Below are 15,794 nucleotides of genomic sequence, written 5' to 3'. Positions count from 1 at the left end.
TTAGTAAGGCAAAGCATGTCATCTGAAAAGCAGTCTGCTCCCGCACTTGGTTTTGTGGGAATGCTTCGCTGGGCGTGGACTCAGCTCACCAAAATGAACACCGCAATGTTCTTGCTTCTTATGGTTGCAATTGCTGCGGTGCCGGGTTCAATCTACCCTCAGCGCATCCAAGACACCGCGAAAGTCACCGACTATATTAATGCGCATCCTACCTGGGGGCCTATCGCAGATAAGCTGCAGCTCTTCGATGTGTTTTCATCGGTGTGGTTCTCTGCGATTTATCTGTTGCTGTTTATTTCGCTCATTGGATGCGTGTTGCCGCGCGCCACAAAGCATTTTAAAGCGATGAAGGCAGCGCCAGCGCGTACCCCTAAAACTCTTTCTCGTTTGCCGCAATACCGTAGCATCACGCTATCGGCGAGCACTCAGAAACTGCCGATGTCACAGGCCATTGAGGACGCTGCGGAGATTCTGAAGAAACGCGGCTACCGCGTAGAAATTCGAGATGAAGGCAAGAGCTCATCGGTAGGTGCCGAACGCGGCTACCTGCGCGAAGTGGGCAATATTCTCTTTCACACCGCGATGATTGGTGTGCTGATTGGCGTAGCTATCGGCTCGCTGTTTGGTTACTCCGGCCAGAAAATCATGGTTGAAGGCGATACCTTTGTGAACTCGCTGATTAGCTATGACATGTTCTCACCCGGTACTAACTACAATCAGGATTGGCTGAAGCCGTACTCAGCTACTTTAGAAAAAATGGACGTCACCTACGACCGTCAAAAGAGTAGCCCCACCTACGGTAAAGACATTGACTACGCAGCTCAGGTGAAGGTGGACCCTCAAAACGGTGAGGCTCCCTACACTCAGGAGCTGAAGGTCAACAAGCCGATTCGCGTAAACGGAGCGAGCCTGTACTTAATCGGTAACGGTTACGCACCGATTATCAAAGTAGAAGACGGCGAAGGAAACATCGCCTACGAAGGTCCGGTTGTCTCTCTCTTTGCTGGCGACCCAAACTACACATCCTCGGTCATTCTCAAAGTGCCTGATTCTGAGCCCGACCAGCTGGCGTTTGTGGGAATGTTCTTGCCCACCGGCGTCGAGCAGGAAGGCGCGCCGCCGTATTCAGCGGACCCTGCACCTGCTAACCCCATGCTGGTATTGCAAAGCTACACCGGTGATCTTGGGTTAGATAACGGCGTGCCGCAGAACGTGTACGTGGTAGACACCGAAAAAATGACTCCGCTGAACACCATGGCAATGGGCAACGGTATTATTTTGGATACCCAAAACACCCAGGCAAAATTGCCCGATGGCAAAGGCACTATTACATTTGAGGGCCTCAAGCGTTATGTTGGTATGGACATTCACTACGATCCGGGCAAACCAATTGTTCTGATCTCAGCTATTCTCGCTTTCCTCGGCCTGATCATCTCGCTGTACGTACCCCGCCGACGCGTGTGGGTGCGTGCGCACGAAGACGCTGACGGTCTCAAAATCGAATACGCTCTTCTTGCCCGCGGTGAGGACCCCCGCCTGATGGATGAGGCCGATAAGCTCACCGAGCTCTTTGCTCGCCGGTGGGATCTAGAATTCGTAGAACAATAATTCGAGTAACAATCTGAAATGAGTAGCAGTGGAAATTAATGAAACTCTCGCCCAGTGGAGCGAGATTCTCATGGTGGTTGCAGGCTTTGCCTACACCTTTGCTTTTATCGCGTTCACCTGGGACCTGGCGGTAAATTCTCGCGCTACAGTGCAGGCTGAAGAAAACACTGTTCAGGATCGTGAGCTCGTGGGAGCCGGTGCGCGCACTCGTACCGCTAGCTCCGCTCGCATGGCCGGTGTAGAGCAGGGAACCGGTGCCCGCGGTGCCGGCTATAAGGCGTCGGCTATGGCTAAAATCAACGAGCACGTAGCCGATGCCGATATGCGCTATGACGGGCCGCGTCGCCCGGCAGCTCGCATCGGTGTAGCCCTGATGGCTGTTGCGGCTATTATTCACGCAGGTGGTGTGTTCTCACGCGGTTTCGCAGCTCACCGTGTGCCTTGGGGCAACATGTATGAGTTCTTGACTACCGGCGCATTTTTGGTGGCCATCATCTTCTTGCTGGTTCTGGTTTTCCGCGACATTCGTTTTGTGGGAACTATCGTCTCTGGTCTTGCAACGTTGATGATGACGGTAGCCTCCGTCGTGTACCCGACGCCTGTTGGTCACTTGGTGCCCGCCTTGCAGTCGTACTGGCTGGTTATTCACGTTTCTATTGCGGTGCTGGCTTCGGCTATTTTCACCATTACGTTCTCGATGGCGGTTCTGCAGCTCATTCAGGATCGCCGTGAACGTATGATCCTTGAAGAGGGTAAGACCGGTTGGGCTTTTATGCGTCTGGTACCCAGTGCTCAGACTCTTGAGAACTTCGCTTTCCGTCTGAACGCTGTTGCCTTTGTGATGTGGACTTTTACCCTAGCCGCTGGCGCTATTTGGGCTGAGGTGGCGTGGGGACGCTACTGGGGCTGGGACACCAAAGAGGTGTGGACCTTTATCATTTGGGTTGTGTACGCTGCCTATTTGCACGCGCGCGCTACTCGCGGCTGGACGGGCACTCGATCCGCTTGGTTGTCGATTGTGGGTTATCTCTGCGTGATTTTCAACTTCTCAGTGGTCAACGTATTTTTCTCGGGTTTGCACTCATACTCGGGTCTGTAAATAGCTACTTTTGATATATTCTCTTGGTGGGAGTCGGCGATGCCGGCTCCCACCTTTTATGCTTGCGACCTGGGTAAATTCCTGTTGTACTTAAAACACAGAGCTGTTTCTTGGCTGAACGTACAAGATTCAGCTGGCAGCAGGTTACAAAGGAGTCACCATAAGCCGCACAGTCGCACCGGCACAGATTGTTCACCGAGAATTTAATCGGCATGGAGCAGACAGTAGCGATCGCGCGTGGGCAGATACTGCCATGGCGCAGTTCTTTTTGACTGACGGAGTGCGGTTTAGTGCCGGGGTGAATGCTCTGACTCATGTTGCGCATGAGGTGGGTGAAACCGGGCGTAGTGCGCAAGAGTTGCACGGTGATGCCACAGCGTGGGCGCAGACGCAGGTGCAACAGTGGCAAGAGACCGGCGCGGACGCTTTCGTGAGTCCGGCAGCAGATGCTAACCTGCGTCATTTCTTGATTTACGGCGCGGTGGCATCGTGCATTATCGCCTTGCTTTTTATTCCGGGAACCTGGCTGAATGGAAGCGCAAATACCCATATTTCGTTTTTGATAACCCCGGTGATGATGGGGTTTATTACCGTTGGGTTTTCATTAATCTTCCAGCGTCTTAACGCAACCCGCGGCTTTGGAATAGGCGTGGCAGCCGCAGTGGGCATCATTGTGGTGGGCGCTGTGCTGACCGCTTTGATGCTCTTTCAACTACAAAAGCTCACCGCAACTACTGTCTCAGTGTGGTGGCTAGTGCCTGTAGCGATAGCGTGCGTCGCCCTGGCATGGGTGCTCGACCGCGTCCTGCCTGATCAGCAGCATCAACGGGAGCTCGCGCTGATAAATACCTCTGCTGAAGGCATCACCAAGACAGCGGTACCTGTAGAAAAGTCTTCTGCTTTTGATTCCAACGACGCCCGCGCCTAGGAAACCCTATTTACGGGGGAGTTGCGCAGTTCAGGGCATTTCTCGGAGACCAGAGTTCAGCAAGAAGTAACGCGTACGTGTGAGCAAAGCGAAGAAGCGCACCGGCATCCGTACGAGCTTTTCGGGCATCCGGTGGCGTATGCGCGCTCCTTGTATGTTAATCCCCAGCTAAAGAGTAAGCGTACCGGCATTTTCTTTACCGTGATTTGTGCGCTGTGGGCGTCCTTACTGGTGTATGGCGGCATGAGGAGAGCGTGGGACTGGTCAACGCCTGAACTTTATCTTTACCTCGTGCTAGTGGTGCTGAGTGCATGGCGGGCAGTGAGCTACCTGCGAAAATAGCGTAGATGCCCAGCCTGTGGGGCGTTGTGAGGAACGATGTGTCAATTTGCCCACTTTTAAGTGGGCAATAAGTAGGCTTATACTTCATAATATATAGTGCCGGTATAGGATATTACTTTGTAGTAACCACATCGGAAGTTTTCCCCTGAAAATACTTCTGACTATCGTCCAAGGAGCAGCGAGCTAGCGCTATGCCTATCTATTTTCATGATACTTTGCAAGCTGCTTTGCACGATGTCCGCGACGACGAACGCTCCACGGAGTGGTTGCACAACGCCTATTTACGCCTGGTATCTCGTAACGTCAAAAACATCAACATCGGTCATACGCTTCGCGGCACTATCGATGAAATCCGTACCAAAAATACGGCTCCGTACGATCTTTACGGCGATCCCGAGGACTGGGCAGACAGCACTGCCATCCGTCTCAAACAAAACGGCAACAGAGCCTTCGACCGTCAGCCGGATAACCACTACACCCCCATCTTTTGGGGTCTTCTGATAACGGCAACGTTTACTCTGTGCATTGCGCTGAGAGACACCATACGCGAGTACGCTACTGATTACCTCTGGTGGATGCTGTCGCCTCTTTTCTTAGGAACCGTCGCAACCACAACCTATATGGCGTATATAGCCGTGCTGCGACGGGCAGGCTTCGCAAGAGCATGTGTGACTATCATCCCCTCCATGCTGGTGATCTATGTTGCTTGGTGGATGAGCATCAACCCCAGCGGTGTTCTTGCCACCTCGGTCTCTACCAGCTGGCACGCTATCGCCATCTTCATCTACTTCGCGTTAGCTGCCCTGGTGTATTGGCGACGCAACGAATTACGCGAGCAAGAAGCCGACCTGGACTTTGTTATTTCCCCAGAAGAGTGGGAAGAAGAATTTGTTTCCACTCTGTACGAACGAGGCTCACTCGGCGACCGCGGCGCTAAAGAACAAATTAACCAGGTGCATCAAAAAATTGAGCGCACCGGTGAGAGTCCCATCGACCTGTGGGGCAACCCAGTTTCGTATGCGCGCGCACTTGACCGTAACCCGTCCTTACCTATTCTCCGTCAGGTTATTTTGCTGGGCATCCTCACCCTACACTGCGCAGTATTCGCCTGGATTGTTCACGATTTCAACAAAGGACAGCTCGAGAAAGTTGCCTCCGGGCCGGAGACAATAGCGTTTCTTCTCCTCAGCGCGCTCGTCATTGTGACAGCTTATAGAGCGGTTATCTGGTGGAGAGCGAGAAAGAGCCCGCGTGCTCATACTCTCGATGGAATCGAATACTTCTTTTAGAAAACAAGCCCTATCTAGAGAAGCCCCACCTCTGGATCTAACCCTGCAAAGCCCCCAATGCATACCAAATTTTTTAGTACTCTTTTACATGAACTGGAAGATGCCAGTACGCATCCTGAATCGGATGTTCACTGGATTCAAGTCGTTGCCTACGATATGTTCAGTAGCCAAGTCAAAAATATTTATATTGAAAATGAATTACGTAATTTACTGTACGAAATTCAGACAACAGGCAAGAGCCTAGAGGATTTGCACGGCGATCCGCACGTGTGGACGCGTAATGCTGTACTCGACCTTCAGATATACGGGCGCCGCGCTTTCGATAAACTCTCTGACGGACTCTACCTGCCGCTGACGATAGGAACGGCAGCTACAGCAGCGCTCAGTGCTCTTTTCGTGTTATTGGACATTATCGAAAAATACGATGCCTCGGTTATCACCTGGGCAATTATTCCCCTTTACGCCGGAAGCGTGGTTACCAGCGTCTATATCGCCTATATTGCCATTTTGCGACGGTTTGGATTCAAGCCTGCGTTGATAGTTTTTCTGCCTATGATTTTGGCTGTCTACCTCTTAGATAAAGCTATTGACCATGATGCTGGAATCTTCGATATAGGTATTCCCACTGTTGCTCATTCCATATCTATTTTTGTGTGCGGAGTTGTCTGTTTCTGGGCTTATAGACACTATGAAGAAAATAAATTATGGAATTTTTCGACGGGCAAGCAACTGACAGTAGAACAATGGGAAGACCGGTTTATCGCTACGCTGTATGAACGGGCCTTGTTTTCAGATAAGAAAACCAAAGCAATCGTGAATATGACGCTAGATATCATTGAAGTCTCAGAAGAGACACCCATGAGAATGTGGGGGAACCCTGTCTCATACGCTCGTTCATTGAGCCACAATACTTCTCGAGCTATCGGACGCCAAGTCTTCTCTATCGCGATTGCAAATGTGCTGCTCATTGGCTATGGTGTCTGGGTTTCTCTTTTCTTTTCTTCAACACAGACACCAACGATCGTTATAGGCATTTTAATTACCGTGTTATCAGGTCTGCTGGTGAGCCGTATTAAGCTGATGCAAAGAGAGAAGACTGAAGAAAAACGACGCGAAATCCAAGAAGCTCAGAGCCACGGCCAGGGCGTATTTTTGGCCAAACGCTAAATACAAAAAGAACCCGCTCCTGAGCGGGTTCTTTGCATATTTAGGATTCCGGAATCTCGGTATCGGTAGTGTCTGTTGGGTTCTCGTCGGTGGGTTTTTGACGCGGTTTTTTGCGTTCTTGGGGATTTTGCTGTGCAGAACGCTGATTCTCTTGCGAGGCGCGCTGTCGTTTAGTTTTGGCGTCTAAAAAGCGCAGGTATTCTTCGTCATCATCGGGTGCTTTGAAGGTCTGCGAAGACGCGGTGCGAGAACCCAAGGTTGCGCCGCCAGCGGTGCGCGGGCGTCCTATCAAGAGCCAAAGAAGAGCACCAATAACAGGAAAAAGCAGAATAATCGCAAGCCAGGCAGGTTTTGGCAGTGAACGCGCGTGCGGTGCAGGTGTTCGAGCGCAGTCAATGAGCGCGTAAATAATAATGCCGATCAGCGCGGCGCCTGCACCAATAATCAAAATAGCTCTACCCATAGTCTCAAGTGTGGCATAGACGGCACGCCCTGAAAACTGCAAAACCGCTAAACTGATAAGCGTGAATCTTCTCAAATACACTTTGCTACGTTTTGGAATCATGCTACTGGTCTTTATCCTGTGCATGTTCCTGAAAATCGGTCTGGTCTTCTCAGCTATTTTTGCTGTCATTATCGCGTTGGCGGCGTGCTACTTGGGGTTCCCGCGTCTGCACGTGGCGGCGGGCGAAGACATGGCTCGTTTGTTCAAGCGTAAGAAGAGCTCAACCAAGCGCTCTGAAGAAGAAACCAACCGAGAGATTGAAGACGCCTACGTGGATTCAAAGTTCTCTCAGGAATAAGATGTAGCGTTCTGACGCAGATACAAAAAGGTCGCTCCCGGAGCACTTGCCGGAGCGACCTTTTTATATATATGAGGTGCCTTAGCCGATGGAGTAGGGATCTACGACGGGATCAGCGAAAAGATCAAAGGTTCCTAAATAGACAGCAACAGCTACAAGGAGGCTGAAGATAAGAGCAATGAAACCAGCCTGTTTGAGAACCGGAATCAGCGCCGGACCGGTGGAACCTGAGAGCACCACGATGCAAGAGTGCACAATGGGCGCAACCAAGATAAACACCAGCATGTACCAGGGATTCTGCGGCACCAAGAAGAACACGAGAGCAAGCGCAACAATAACTTCGGCTGCGTAGGTGAGGCGGGAATTTCGATCTCCTAAGCGTACCGCTAGCGTCAACTTGTTCGCATCAATGTCGGTGGGAATATCGCGCACATTGTTAGCCATCAGCAGGGCACAAGAAATTAGACCCAGCGAAATCGCAAAGATAATGCCGCTCAGCGTCAGATGCGCAGCCTGCGTGTACAGCGTACCTAGGGTTGCCACAAGACCAAAGTAGATAAAGACAAAAACATCGCCCAAGCCCATGTAGCCGTAAGGACGCTTGCCGCCGGTATAACCCCACGCCGCAAAAACACTGGAGGCACCAATAGCTAAGAACCACCACTGATTCGAGAGCACTACCAGCCACAGGCCAGCCAGCATCGCCAAACCAAAGCAGAGAAAAGCAGCCATCTTAACGGACTTAGGAGAGGCAACTCCCGAACCCACCAGGCGCAACGGGCCAACACGAACCTCATCAGTGCCCTTGATGCCGTCCGAATAATCGTTGGCGTAATTGACGCCCACCTGCAAGAAGAATGCCACCAAAAAAGCAAGAAAAGCACGCGCAAAATCGAATCTGCCGATCTCGTACGCGGCAGCAGATCCCGCGATAATAGGGGCAACTGCAAGGGGCAAAGTGCGCAGTCGCGCCCCCTCAATCCATTGAGCCGGTGTTGCCACTAAGCGCGTCCTTCCTGAGTAAAAACTTTACGGGTATACCAAACTTTTAGCTTACACCGTTGCTACTTTGAACGGGATAGCGTGCAGGGTATCGAGGAGCGTGATATCGCGCTAGTTTCGGTGCTCTTAGAGCTGATCTTTTGCTGCGGCAGCCTGCGCCAGCATCTGGTGAATCGCGCGCCGATCAGGCTTGCCTGTGGACGCTACCGGAAAGCGCTCGCAGACCTCAATGACCTTTGGTGCCGCTGGCTTGCCGAGGGCGGACGCCACAAAATCGGTGAACTCTTGGCTCTGCGGGGCTGATGCGCCGGGAGTTAGAGTCACCATCGCCGCCACCATCTGACCCCATTTAGGGTGGGGGATACCCGTCACGATTGCCTCACGGATGGCAGCATGCTCTTCGAGTCGCTCGGTGATTTTTCGGGCAGAAACCTTGATGCCGCCGGTAATCAGCACATCGTCGGCGCGTCCTTCAATGGTCAGTACGCTGTTGGTGAGAGAGCCGCGGTCATCGGTGCGGTACCAGCGGTTGCCGTGGGTATCTTGAAAGAAACTGGCTGAGGTTTTCTCGGCGTCATTGAGGTAGCCGCTGGCGAGGGTATCGCCGCCTAACCACACGCGTCCTACTCCCTGCTCATCAGGCTCTTGAATTTCGATACGGACGCCGGTGAGCGGGCGGGAGTTGTAGACGCATCCGCCAGCGGTTTCGGCGCTGCCGTATGTGGTGACTACGTTGACGTTGAGGTCTTTGCACTGTTTGAGCAGGCGCGCGGACGCCGGTGCCCCGCCGAGCAGAAGAGCGGTGAAGGATTGGAGTTCTGACAGCACCTGTTCGTTGTGAGAGTCAAGGAGCGTATGTAGTTGCGCGGGCACGAGCGAGAGCATCCGCGCGCCGGGGTGCATGCGCTGGGCAGTGGCTAGAAAGTCTTCGGGTGTGAACGGTGTGTGGCGCGTGATGGAGCGCGTTATAACAGGGCGGACGCCGGCGAAAGCACTGCGCGCTACCACCTGAGCGCCCGCTACGTAGTGCAGGGGGAGCGCGAGCATCCACTGCGCGCCCTGGGAACTGGTGGTGTCGGCGGTTGCCTGCGCGGACGCTTGCAGGGCGCCTGCGGTGAGCACGGTCTGCTTGGGTTTGCCGGTAGACCCGGAGGTGGTGACCACGAGGGCAGGCTCGTCGAGTGTGTCTGCGGCAAAGGCGCGGGTGAACGCGTCGTACATGGTATCCGCATCGGCGGGCAGATTCTCACCCACAACCACGGCGGTACTGGGAACAGCGCGCGGGGCAGGTGTGGGAGTGAGCGTTGAGAAGTCCATGGTTTTAGTTTAAGCGGGGGAACAAGGGCGTGTTAACCGAGGGCGTGATGACAGGTAGTTATGAGCGAGATACCCATAGCTTCGTGTAGTCATCCACCCAAACGGTGAACCCACCCGCAGCGGTGTAACGAAGTACGCCCATACCAATGACATAAAAGTCAGACAATGTCTTACCTCGACTAATTTTGAAGTGCTCTAGTATTCGTCTCGAAAGCTTTTCGTCTCCCGCCTTGAGGCAGATTGTAGGATCTTGCCTGTCGCCACTATTGAAGTAAAGTATCCCGTTATTAAAAGAACACTTTTGCAATGCTCCCCACACGATGAAAGTTTTCCGCACATCAGCAGGGTCTAATTCATCAAACGACTTGATGGCTGTATGTCCTGGCAGAGTAATGGGGTCGCCGTTCGCGCGAGTCATCTGAAACTTCTGGTTGTCGTAGATATCTTCGGCACGGATTAGATTTTTGAGCACAACACTCATACGACGAGAACTGTATTTTTTAGCGCCCTCAATCTCTTGATATTTTTTACCGCCGGTGGCTGAAGCACTATCTACCCTCTCTTCGTCTGCTGAGATGAGGGTAGATATCCGACTGGCGCTCATAAGATAGTCATAGAAATTTGGCTCAATGACGTCGGGCTGTTCGGTGTATCGTTGCCCATTTTCTGAGAGTTCTCCAACTTGTTCGTGAATCTTGGTGGCTTCATCGCAACCCTCATCATGTTTAGCTCGAAAAAATGGTTCGTTGGTTCCTCGACCGCTGCCTTTTACCCAGCGCGCCACGGCCGTACAGCTATTGTTTCGACATGTATGCATGCCCGATGTTGGCCGAGACTGTTCAGTGTATGTGGACGCTAGTTCTAGCTGGCCTGTTTGGTTGTTGATTGCGGAGTCCATAGTTACCACCTGCTGGGAAGTGTTTGGTTCTATGCACAGTGTATAACTTTGAAGTCATCAACAGAACAATGGGGAGAAAGCCCCATAAATTACACGAAATGTTTTAAAGACTCTCGTCATAAACATAATAAGTATGACGCGTATAACTAAACTTATGCTTGCTATTCCAATTCTTGTGAGAGGCTTCCACCTGTGATTACCCATTTGTTTAACCGTTCCTACGCGAAAAGCGAGTTGCAGAAGTTTGCAAATTCGTGGGTGGCGAGGCTCGATGAGGTAGCAACAAGTGGGGGAGGAGCCACTGAAAAGCAATTCACTCAGCAGTTCTGGATTGGCTTGCTTAAATGCTTTGGTATTTCGGATGAACGCACGTTGCTCTTTGAACGTGAAGCTAAACGTGCGTCCACCAATAATCGCGGGTGGGTAGATGTTTTCTGGCCGGGCATGCTGTTGGTTGAACAGAAGTCTGTCAATAAAGATTTGGCTAAAGCCGCTGCTCAGGCTGATGATTACCTTGCCGGTGGCACTATTGCTGAACACGAGTGGCCCAAATTTATTATTACTTGTAATTTTTGGTCTTTTATTCTGACTAATTCGGCAACTAATGAAACGTGGGAATTTACTCTCGAAGAATTGCCAGATTATGTTGATCAGCTCAAGTTCATTGCTGGTCAGGAGACGGTTGAAAAGCGTGAAGAGGTAGAGGCGACTATTCAGGCGTCTAAGATTATGGCTCGCCTGTATCAGTCTTTGGTGGGGGATGACGCTGATAACCCGGTAGGGGAGGACGCCGCAGATAACCGTGGTGAAGAAGAAGCGGCTGTTGAGCGTGCATCTATCTTTCTGACGCGTGTTCTCTTTCTGCTTTTCGGTGATGATGCCGGACTCTGGGAGAACGATCTTTTCTACCGTTTTATTGAGGGACGCACACAGCCTGATGGTTCTGATTTGGGCACGCAGATTTCAGCTCTCTTTGATTATTTGAATACTCCTGACTCTGAGCGTCGGCGTATGAGCGACAATGTGCCGGAGCTTATTCAGAAATTCCCTTACGTGAATGGTGGGCTATTCGCTGAGCGCACTCGCGTTGAGTATTTTGACGCTGAAATGCGCGAAGCCTTGTTGGATGCGTGTCGTTTCCGTTGGACTCGTATTTCAACAGCGATTTTTGGGTCTATGTTCCAGCTGGTGAAATCCCGTGAAGCACGTCGTGCCGCCGGTGAGCATTACACCACCGAAGCGGATATTCTGCGTACGATTGGTCCTCTCTTTCTCGACGAGTTGCGTTCTGAGGCTGACCGTCTAATTGCTTCTAAATCCACCTCGCGTAAGGCTTTCGCAGAGTTCTTGGACTCTTTGACGGAGATGCGCTTTGTTGACCCTGCTTGCGGTTCAGGTAATTTCTTGCAGGTTGCCTATGCCAAGTTGCGGGAGATTGAGACTGATGTGTTGGCTGAGATGAACCGCCGAGAAGGTGGCGAGACTCAGTTGCTCGGCACTTTGGGCACCCGTTTGTCTATTGAGCAGTTCTACGGGTTTGAGATTAACTGGTGGCCGTCGCGTATCGCTGAGGTTGCTATGTTCTTAACCGAGTTCCAGGCTGATCGTTATCTCGAAAAGCAGCTGGGTGATGCCCCTGTACGTCTGCCTATTAAAACCACGGCGCGTATTGTGCATGCGGATGCGCTCGCGTTGGATTGGCGTAAGGAGGTTCCTGAAACTTCCGGTAAGACTTTTATCTTTGGTAACCCGCCTTTCATTGGGCAGTTCACTAAGACTAAAGAGCAGACGGCTGCGATGAAGGCTGTCTGGGGCAAGGACTACGACGGTTACTTGGACTTTGTGACGGCGTGGTTTAAGAAAGCGGCTGATTTCTTCAAGACAGGGGCTGACCGCTCGCACGACCGTGAGGGCGAGTTCGCGTTTGTGTCTACTAATTCAATTTCTCAGGGTCAGGCTGTCCCGGCGCTTTTTGGTCCTTTGTTCCGTGATGGGTGGCGCATCAAGTTTGCTTACCGTACTTTCCCGTGGAGTTCGGACGCGCCCGGCAAGGCTGCGGTGCACTGTGTGATTACTGGTTATACACGCGATGAGACTGTACGCCAGAGACTCTTTGAATACGATTGGTCTACTCGAGAGACCAACGAGCTCAAGGTAAAGACCGGCATCAATGCGTACCTATCGGACGCCGCGAATGTGCTGATTACGAAGAGGTCGAAGCCGCTGAGTCCTGAGTTGCCGCCAGTCAACAAAGGTAGTCAGCCGACCGATGGTGGCAATCTTATCGTCGAAGCTGATGAATACGATGAAGTTTCTGCCGATCCAGTGGCAAGTAAGTATCTTCGTCCTTTTCGCATGGGACGAGAGCTTGTACGAGGTCTTGATCGCTGGTGTCTGTGGTTAGAAGACGTAGATCCTTCGGATATCGAAAATAGCTCTTTTCTTAAGAAGCGTATTGAGCAAAACCGAAGCTGGAGAAGTCAACAGACTCCCGGTGGTGATGCCTATAAATTGCGGGATATACCTCACCTCATGCGCCCCAATAAGAACCGTCCTATGACTAACTACATAGGTATTCCGCGTGTAGTTTCTGAAAATCGTTTATTTTATACGGTTTCTCTTTTGTCACCTGATGTAATTGCTGGCGATAAGGTCTATACAGCTATCGATCCTGACGGTTTCCTTTTTGCAGTCATTAGCTCTTCTATGTTTATGACCTGGCAACGAGCTATTGGCGGCAGGTTGAAGTCCGATTTAAGTTTCTCTAACACTATTGTTTGGAATAATCTTCCCTTACCGGCTGTGGAGCCTAAGTTGCGTCAGCAGATTATTGAGGCTGGTAGGGGTGTGCTGTCTGCTCGTGAGGCTATTGCTGAGCGTGCGGGTGGTACGCGTTCGTTGGCGGATATGTATAACCCGTTGGCGATGGATAAAGGACTTATAGACGCCCACAAGAAGCTGGACCGTCTGGTAGATAAGGCGTTTGGTGTTCCAAAGTCCTGTAACTCTAACTTACAGCGGCGTACAGTATTGATTGATGGATATATTAATATGAATGAAAAGGAAACAACCAAATAATGAATAAAAGAACATTTTTTGCGTATGCAGGTCAGCACCAGCTCAGGGCTGAAACTTGCCGTGAGGTAGTCTCCAGTTTAAATAAGCAAAAAATAGATGCAAGACACTGGGAAGATATGACCGTTGACGGAAAAATTATCATCGATGTAATAAAAGAAGAGATAGATAAATCTGAGTATGTGGTTGCCGAAATCAGTGATTTAAATTTTAATGTATTGTTTGAAGTCGGGTACTCGATTACTAAAAATAAACCTGTATTAATTGCTGTTGACGATTCTGATGATGAAGTAAAATCAAATATCGAGGAATTTAAATTTCTCGATACAATAGGCCAGTCTAGGTATCAGGGAAATAATTCAAAATTACATTCTTTAGTTAATGAATTTCTATATTCTGAGACTAATTCTTTGTATGATGTTTTTATTGCGAGTGCAAAAGCTCGTGAAGAAAATGCTGTCTTTGCACCAAGCGTTCCAATGAGTTATTCAGGTCCAGAAAGGTTGCAGTCTCTACTAGAAACTAAGACTAACCTAAACCATCTAGTTTTAACTGATCGTTTGGAGGGAGATCTCCGTTATTACACTAGAAATATTTATCGGTCTTCTGCATGTATATTCCATATATTAAAAGAGAGCCGAACTGGAGCAAAAATTTATAATGCTAAAGCAAGTTTGCTGGCGGGGTTTGCCGTTGGGCTAGGTATCCCAACATTGATGGTTGGTGAAAAAGGTGTTGTTTCCGCACTGGATTATAGAGAACTATTTTACGAATACACTAAGGCCTCTGAGCTAGTCGATTATACTGAGCAATGGCTGAATGATCTTCCGCTTCAACCTGGAACGAATCGTCGGTTGGGTAGTCTTGATTTAAAAATAGAACTTCCATTTAGATCTTTTGGTGATTATGTAGCTGAGAATGAAGCGAATAACCTCGAAAATTATTTCGTAAGGACAAATGAATTTGAAGCTGTTTATTCCGGGCGGGCTAAAATATTCGTTGGACGTAAAGGAACTGGGAAGACTGCAACTATGTTCCAAACTCTTAACGAACTTAAGAAAGATAAAAGAGTACTGACAGTTCCAGTTAAACCAAGCTCTTATGATCTGGCAGCTTTAGTTAATCTGCTTAATAATTTTGCTGATACGGCTGAAAGAGAATTTTTTCTGAAAGCTTTGTGGGGGTATTTGCTTAAAACTGAGATTGCAATATCTCTATTTAAGTATCTGGATAGCCTGCCAGCAAAGAGTGGTGGTAATCCAGCATACGAAGAATTGAAAAAATCACTTGATCTGCTAAGGATAGATGTTGAATCTGATATGTCAACCAGAATAGATGACATTATTCTGGATGTACAGTCAAAGGATAAGATAAAGGATGCAGCTATAGCGTTAAATACTGCGTGGAGGGGCATCCATGACGAGAGACTTAGAAAGTCTGCAAAAGATTTTGGTCGAATAGCCGTATTGGTCGATAACTTAGATAAAACCTGGGAGAGCGGCGCTGATTTTTCTAAATTATCATATTTCATTTTAGCTTTAATTGGTGCTTCAAATAAGATTGAACAAGAATTCGAAAAACAACGTACTAATTTTCCTGCAGTTAATGTAACCTTAGGAATTTTTGTTAGAGCAGATATTTATAATGTTTTGAAAGAGTATGCTCGTGAACCAGATAAGATAAATTATCAAATGGTCCAGTGGAGAGATGAACACCTTTTAATTCGAGTATTGGAAGAACGATATGTCGCGAACCGTGGGGGTAAGGTATCTGCGGCGAGTATGTGGACGGAACTTTTTACGGAAGAAGTCCATGGATTAAAAACTAGAGATTATTTCTTGTGGCGTTCGTTACCGCGTCCTAGAGATATTATTTTTCTTGGTAATTCTGCGTTGACAACTGCAATTAACAGAAATCATTCAATGGTTACAGCGGCTGATATTGAGTATGCGGAAAAAGAATATTACTCTACTTTTGCAATTGATGCTTTGCTCGTTGAAAGTGTATCTCAAAATTTTGATTTAGAGGAAGTGTTTGTGTCCCTTATTAGCATCCCCTCTACAAATACTGAAAATGAGCTGCGGGAATATATTCAAAATGATGAAGAATTTGAAGATATAATAAACTGGTTGATACAAAGAGGCTTATTCAAAAGTAGGAACACACCCACACCCCACCAACTAGACAACGGCCCCACCAGCGGCAAAAATAAGAGGATTAAATCACTACAAATAACCTCAAGCCATACCGGAAGAACCGTTGCTCC

12 protein-coding genes are annotated in these 15,794 nt (G+C 49.5%); 8 read left to right on the top strand and 4 right to left on the bottom strand.

Annotation, left to right across the window (positions count from 1 at the left end):
• Positions 1-15: 15 nt before the first annotated feature.
• From resB to HF984_RS06150, 5 genes are all read left to right on the top strand, one after another.
• On the top strand, positions 16-1,608 hold the full coding sequence (gene resB / locus HF984_RS06170; RefSeq protein ID WP_168614809.1) for a cytochrome c biogenesis protein ResB: 1,593 nt from the start codon (positions 16-18) through the stop codon (positions 1,606-1,608).
• 70 nt (positions 1,609-1,678) lie between these two features.
• On the top strand, positions 1,679-2,707 hold the full coding sequence (ccsB, locus tag HF984_RS06165) for a c-type cytochrome biogenesis protein CcsB (RefSeq protein WP_168614885.1): 1,029 nt from the start codon (positions 1,679-1,681) through the stop codon (positions 2,705-2,707).
• Positions 2,708-2,960: 253 nt separating this feature from the next.
• Positions 2,961-3,635 (top strand): hypothetical protein, encoded by a 675-nt coding sequence (locus HF984_RS06160; protein WP_168614808.1) that lies wholly within the window; start codon positions 2,961-2,963, stop codon positions 3,633-3,635.
• Positions 3,636-4,168: 533 nt separating this feature from the next.
• Positions 4,169-5,266 (top strand): hypothetical protein, encoded by a 1,098-nt coding sequence (locus HF984_RS06155; protein WP_168614807.1) that lies wholly within the window; start codon positions 4,169-4,171, stop codon positions 5,264-5,266.
• A gap of 57 nt (positions 5,267-5,323) precedes the next feature.
• Complete coding sequence (locus HF984_RS06150) at positions 5,324-6,433, top strand: hypothetical protein (protein WP_168614806.1); 1,110 nt, start codon at positions 5,324-5,326, stop codon at positions 6,431-6,433.
• Positions 6,434-6,473: 40 nt separating this feature from the next.
• On the opposite strand, the gene HF984_RS06145 is transcribed toward HF984_RS06150, so the two are convergent.
• A complete protein-coding gene (locus HF984_RS06145) occupies positions 6,474-6,896 on the bottom strand; it encodes a PLD nuclease N-terminal domain-containing protein (RefSeq protein ID WP_210729606.1) in 423 nt (140 codons plus the stop codon).
• Between the two features lie 61 nt (positions 6,897-6,957).
• On the opposite strand from HF984_RS06145, the gene HF984_RS06140 reads away from it, so the two are divergent.
• Complete coding sequence (locus HF984_RS06140) at positions 6,958-7,236, top strand: DUF4229 domain-containing protein (RefSeq protein WP_168614805.1); 279 nt, start codon at positions 6,958-6,960, stop codon at positions 7,234-7,236.
• 81 nt (positions 7,237-7,317) lie between these two features.
• On the opposite strand, the gene HF984_RS06135 is transcribed toward HF984_RS06140, so the two are convergent.
• The 3 genes from HF984_RS06135 to HF984_RS06125 form a co-directional block, all read right to left on the bottom strand.
• Positions 7,318-8,238 carry a 1,4-dihydroxy-2-naphthoate polyprenyltransferase gene (locus tag HF984_RS06135; protein ID WP_168614804.1) on the bottom strand — a complete coding sequence of 307 codons (921 nt, stop codon included), beginning with the start codon at positions 8,236-8,238 and terminating at the stop codon, positions 7,318-7,320.
• A gap of 126 nt (positions 8,239-8,364) precedes the next feature.
• Complete coding sequence (locus HF984_RS06130; protein WP_168614803.1) at positions 8,365-9,555, bottom strand: AMP-binding protein; 1,191 nt, start codon at positions 9,553-9,555, stop codon at positions 8,365-8,367.
• Between the two features lie 58 nt (positions 9,556-9,613).
• Complete coding sequence (locus HF984_RS06125; protein WP_168614802.1) at positions 9,614-10,339, bottom strand: hypothetical protein; 726 nt, start codon at positions 10,337-10,339, stop codon at positions 9,614-9,616.
• A 306-nt stretch (positions 10,340-10,645) separates the two neighbouring features.
• Here HF984_RS06125 and HF984_RS06120 point away from each other — a divergent pair, with 306 nt between their 5' ends.
• Both HF984_RS06120 and HF984_RS06115 read left to right on the top strand, forming a co-directional pair.
• Positions 10,646-13,531, top strand: coding sequence for a class I SAM-dependent DNA methyltransferase (locus HF984_RS06120; protein WP_343947384.1), 2,886 nt, complete (start codon positions 10,646-10,648; stop codon positions 13,529-13,531).
• The coding region (locus HF984_RS06115; protein ID WP_168614801.1) for a P-loop ATPase, Sll1717 family at positions 13,531-15,794 on the top strand (2,264 nt) is incomplete at its 3' end. The genes HF984_RS06120 and HF984_RS06115, both read left to right, overlap by 1 nt.

This window comes from Rothia terrae, assembly GCF_012396615.1.
Taxonomy (GTDB): domain Bacteria; phylum Actinomycetota; class Actinomycetes; order Actinomycetales; family Micrococcaceae; genus Rothia; species Rothia terrae.
Note: the sequence above shows the minus strand (reverse complement) of the source record. Positions and strands in the feature narration are given on the sequence as shown.

Bases quoted from the DNA above. Each gene is read 5' to 3' on its own strand.
- resB (WP_168614809.1), top strand. From the start codon at position 16: ATGTCATCTGAAAAGCAGTCTGCTCCCGCACTTGGTTTTGTGGGAATG.
- ccsB (WP_168614885.1), top strand. From the start codon at position 1,679: ATGGTGGTTGCAGGCTTTGCCTACACCTTTGCTTTTATCGCGTTCACC.
- HF984_RS06160 (WP_168614808.1), top strand. From the start codon at position 2,961: ATGGCGCAGTTCTTTTTGACTGACGGAGTGCGGTTTAGTGCCGGGGTG.
- HF984_RS06155 (WP_168614807.1), top strand. From the start codon at position 4,169: ATGCCTATCTATTTTCATGATACTTTGCAAGCTGCTTTGCACGATGTC.
- HF984_RS06150 (WP_168614806.1), top strand. From the start codon at position 5,324: ATGCATACCAAATTTTTTAGTACTCTTTTACATGAACTGGAAGATGCC.
- HF984_RS06145 (WP_210729606.1), bottom strand. From the start codon at position 6,896: ATGGGTAGAGCTATTTTGATTATTGGTGCAGGCGCCGCGCTGATCGGC.
- HF984_RS06130 (WP_168614803.1), bottom strand. From the start codon at position 9,555: ATGGACTTCTCAACGCTCACTCCCACACCTGCCCCGCGCGCTGTTCCC.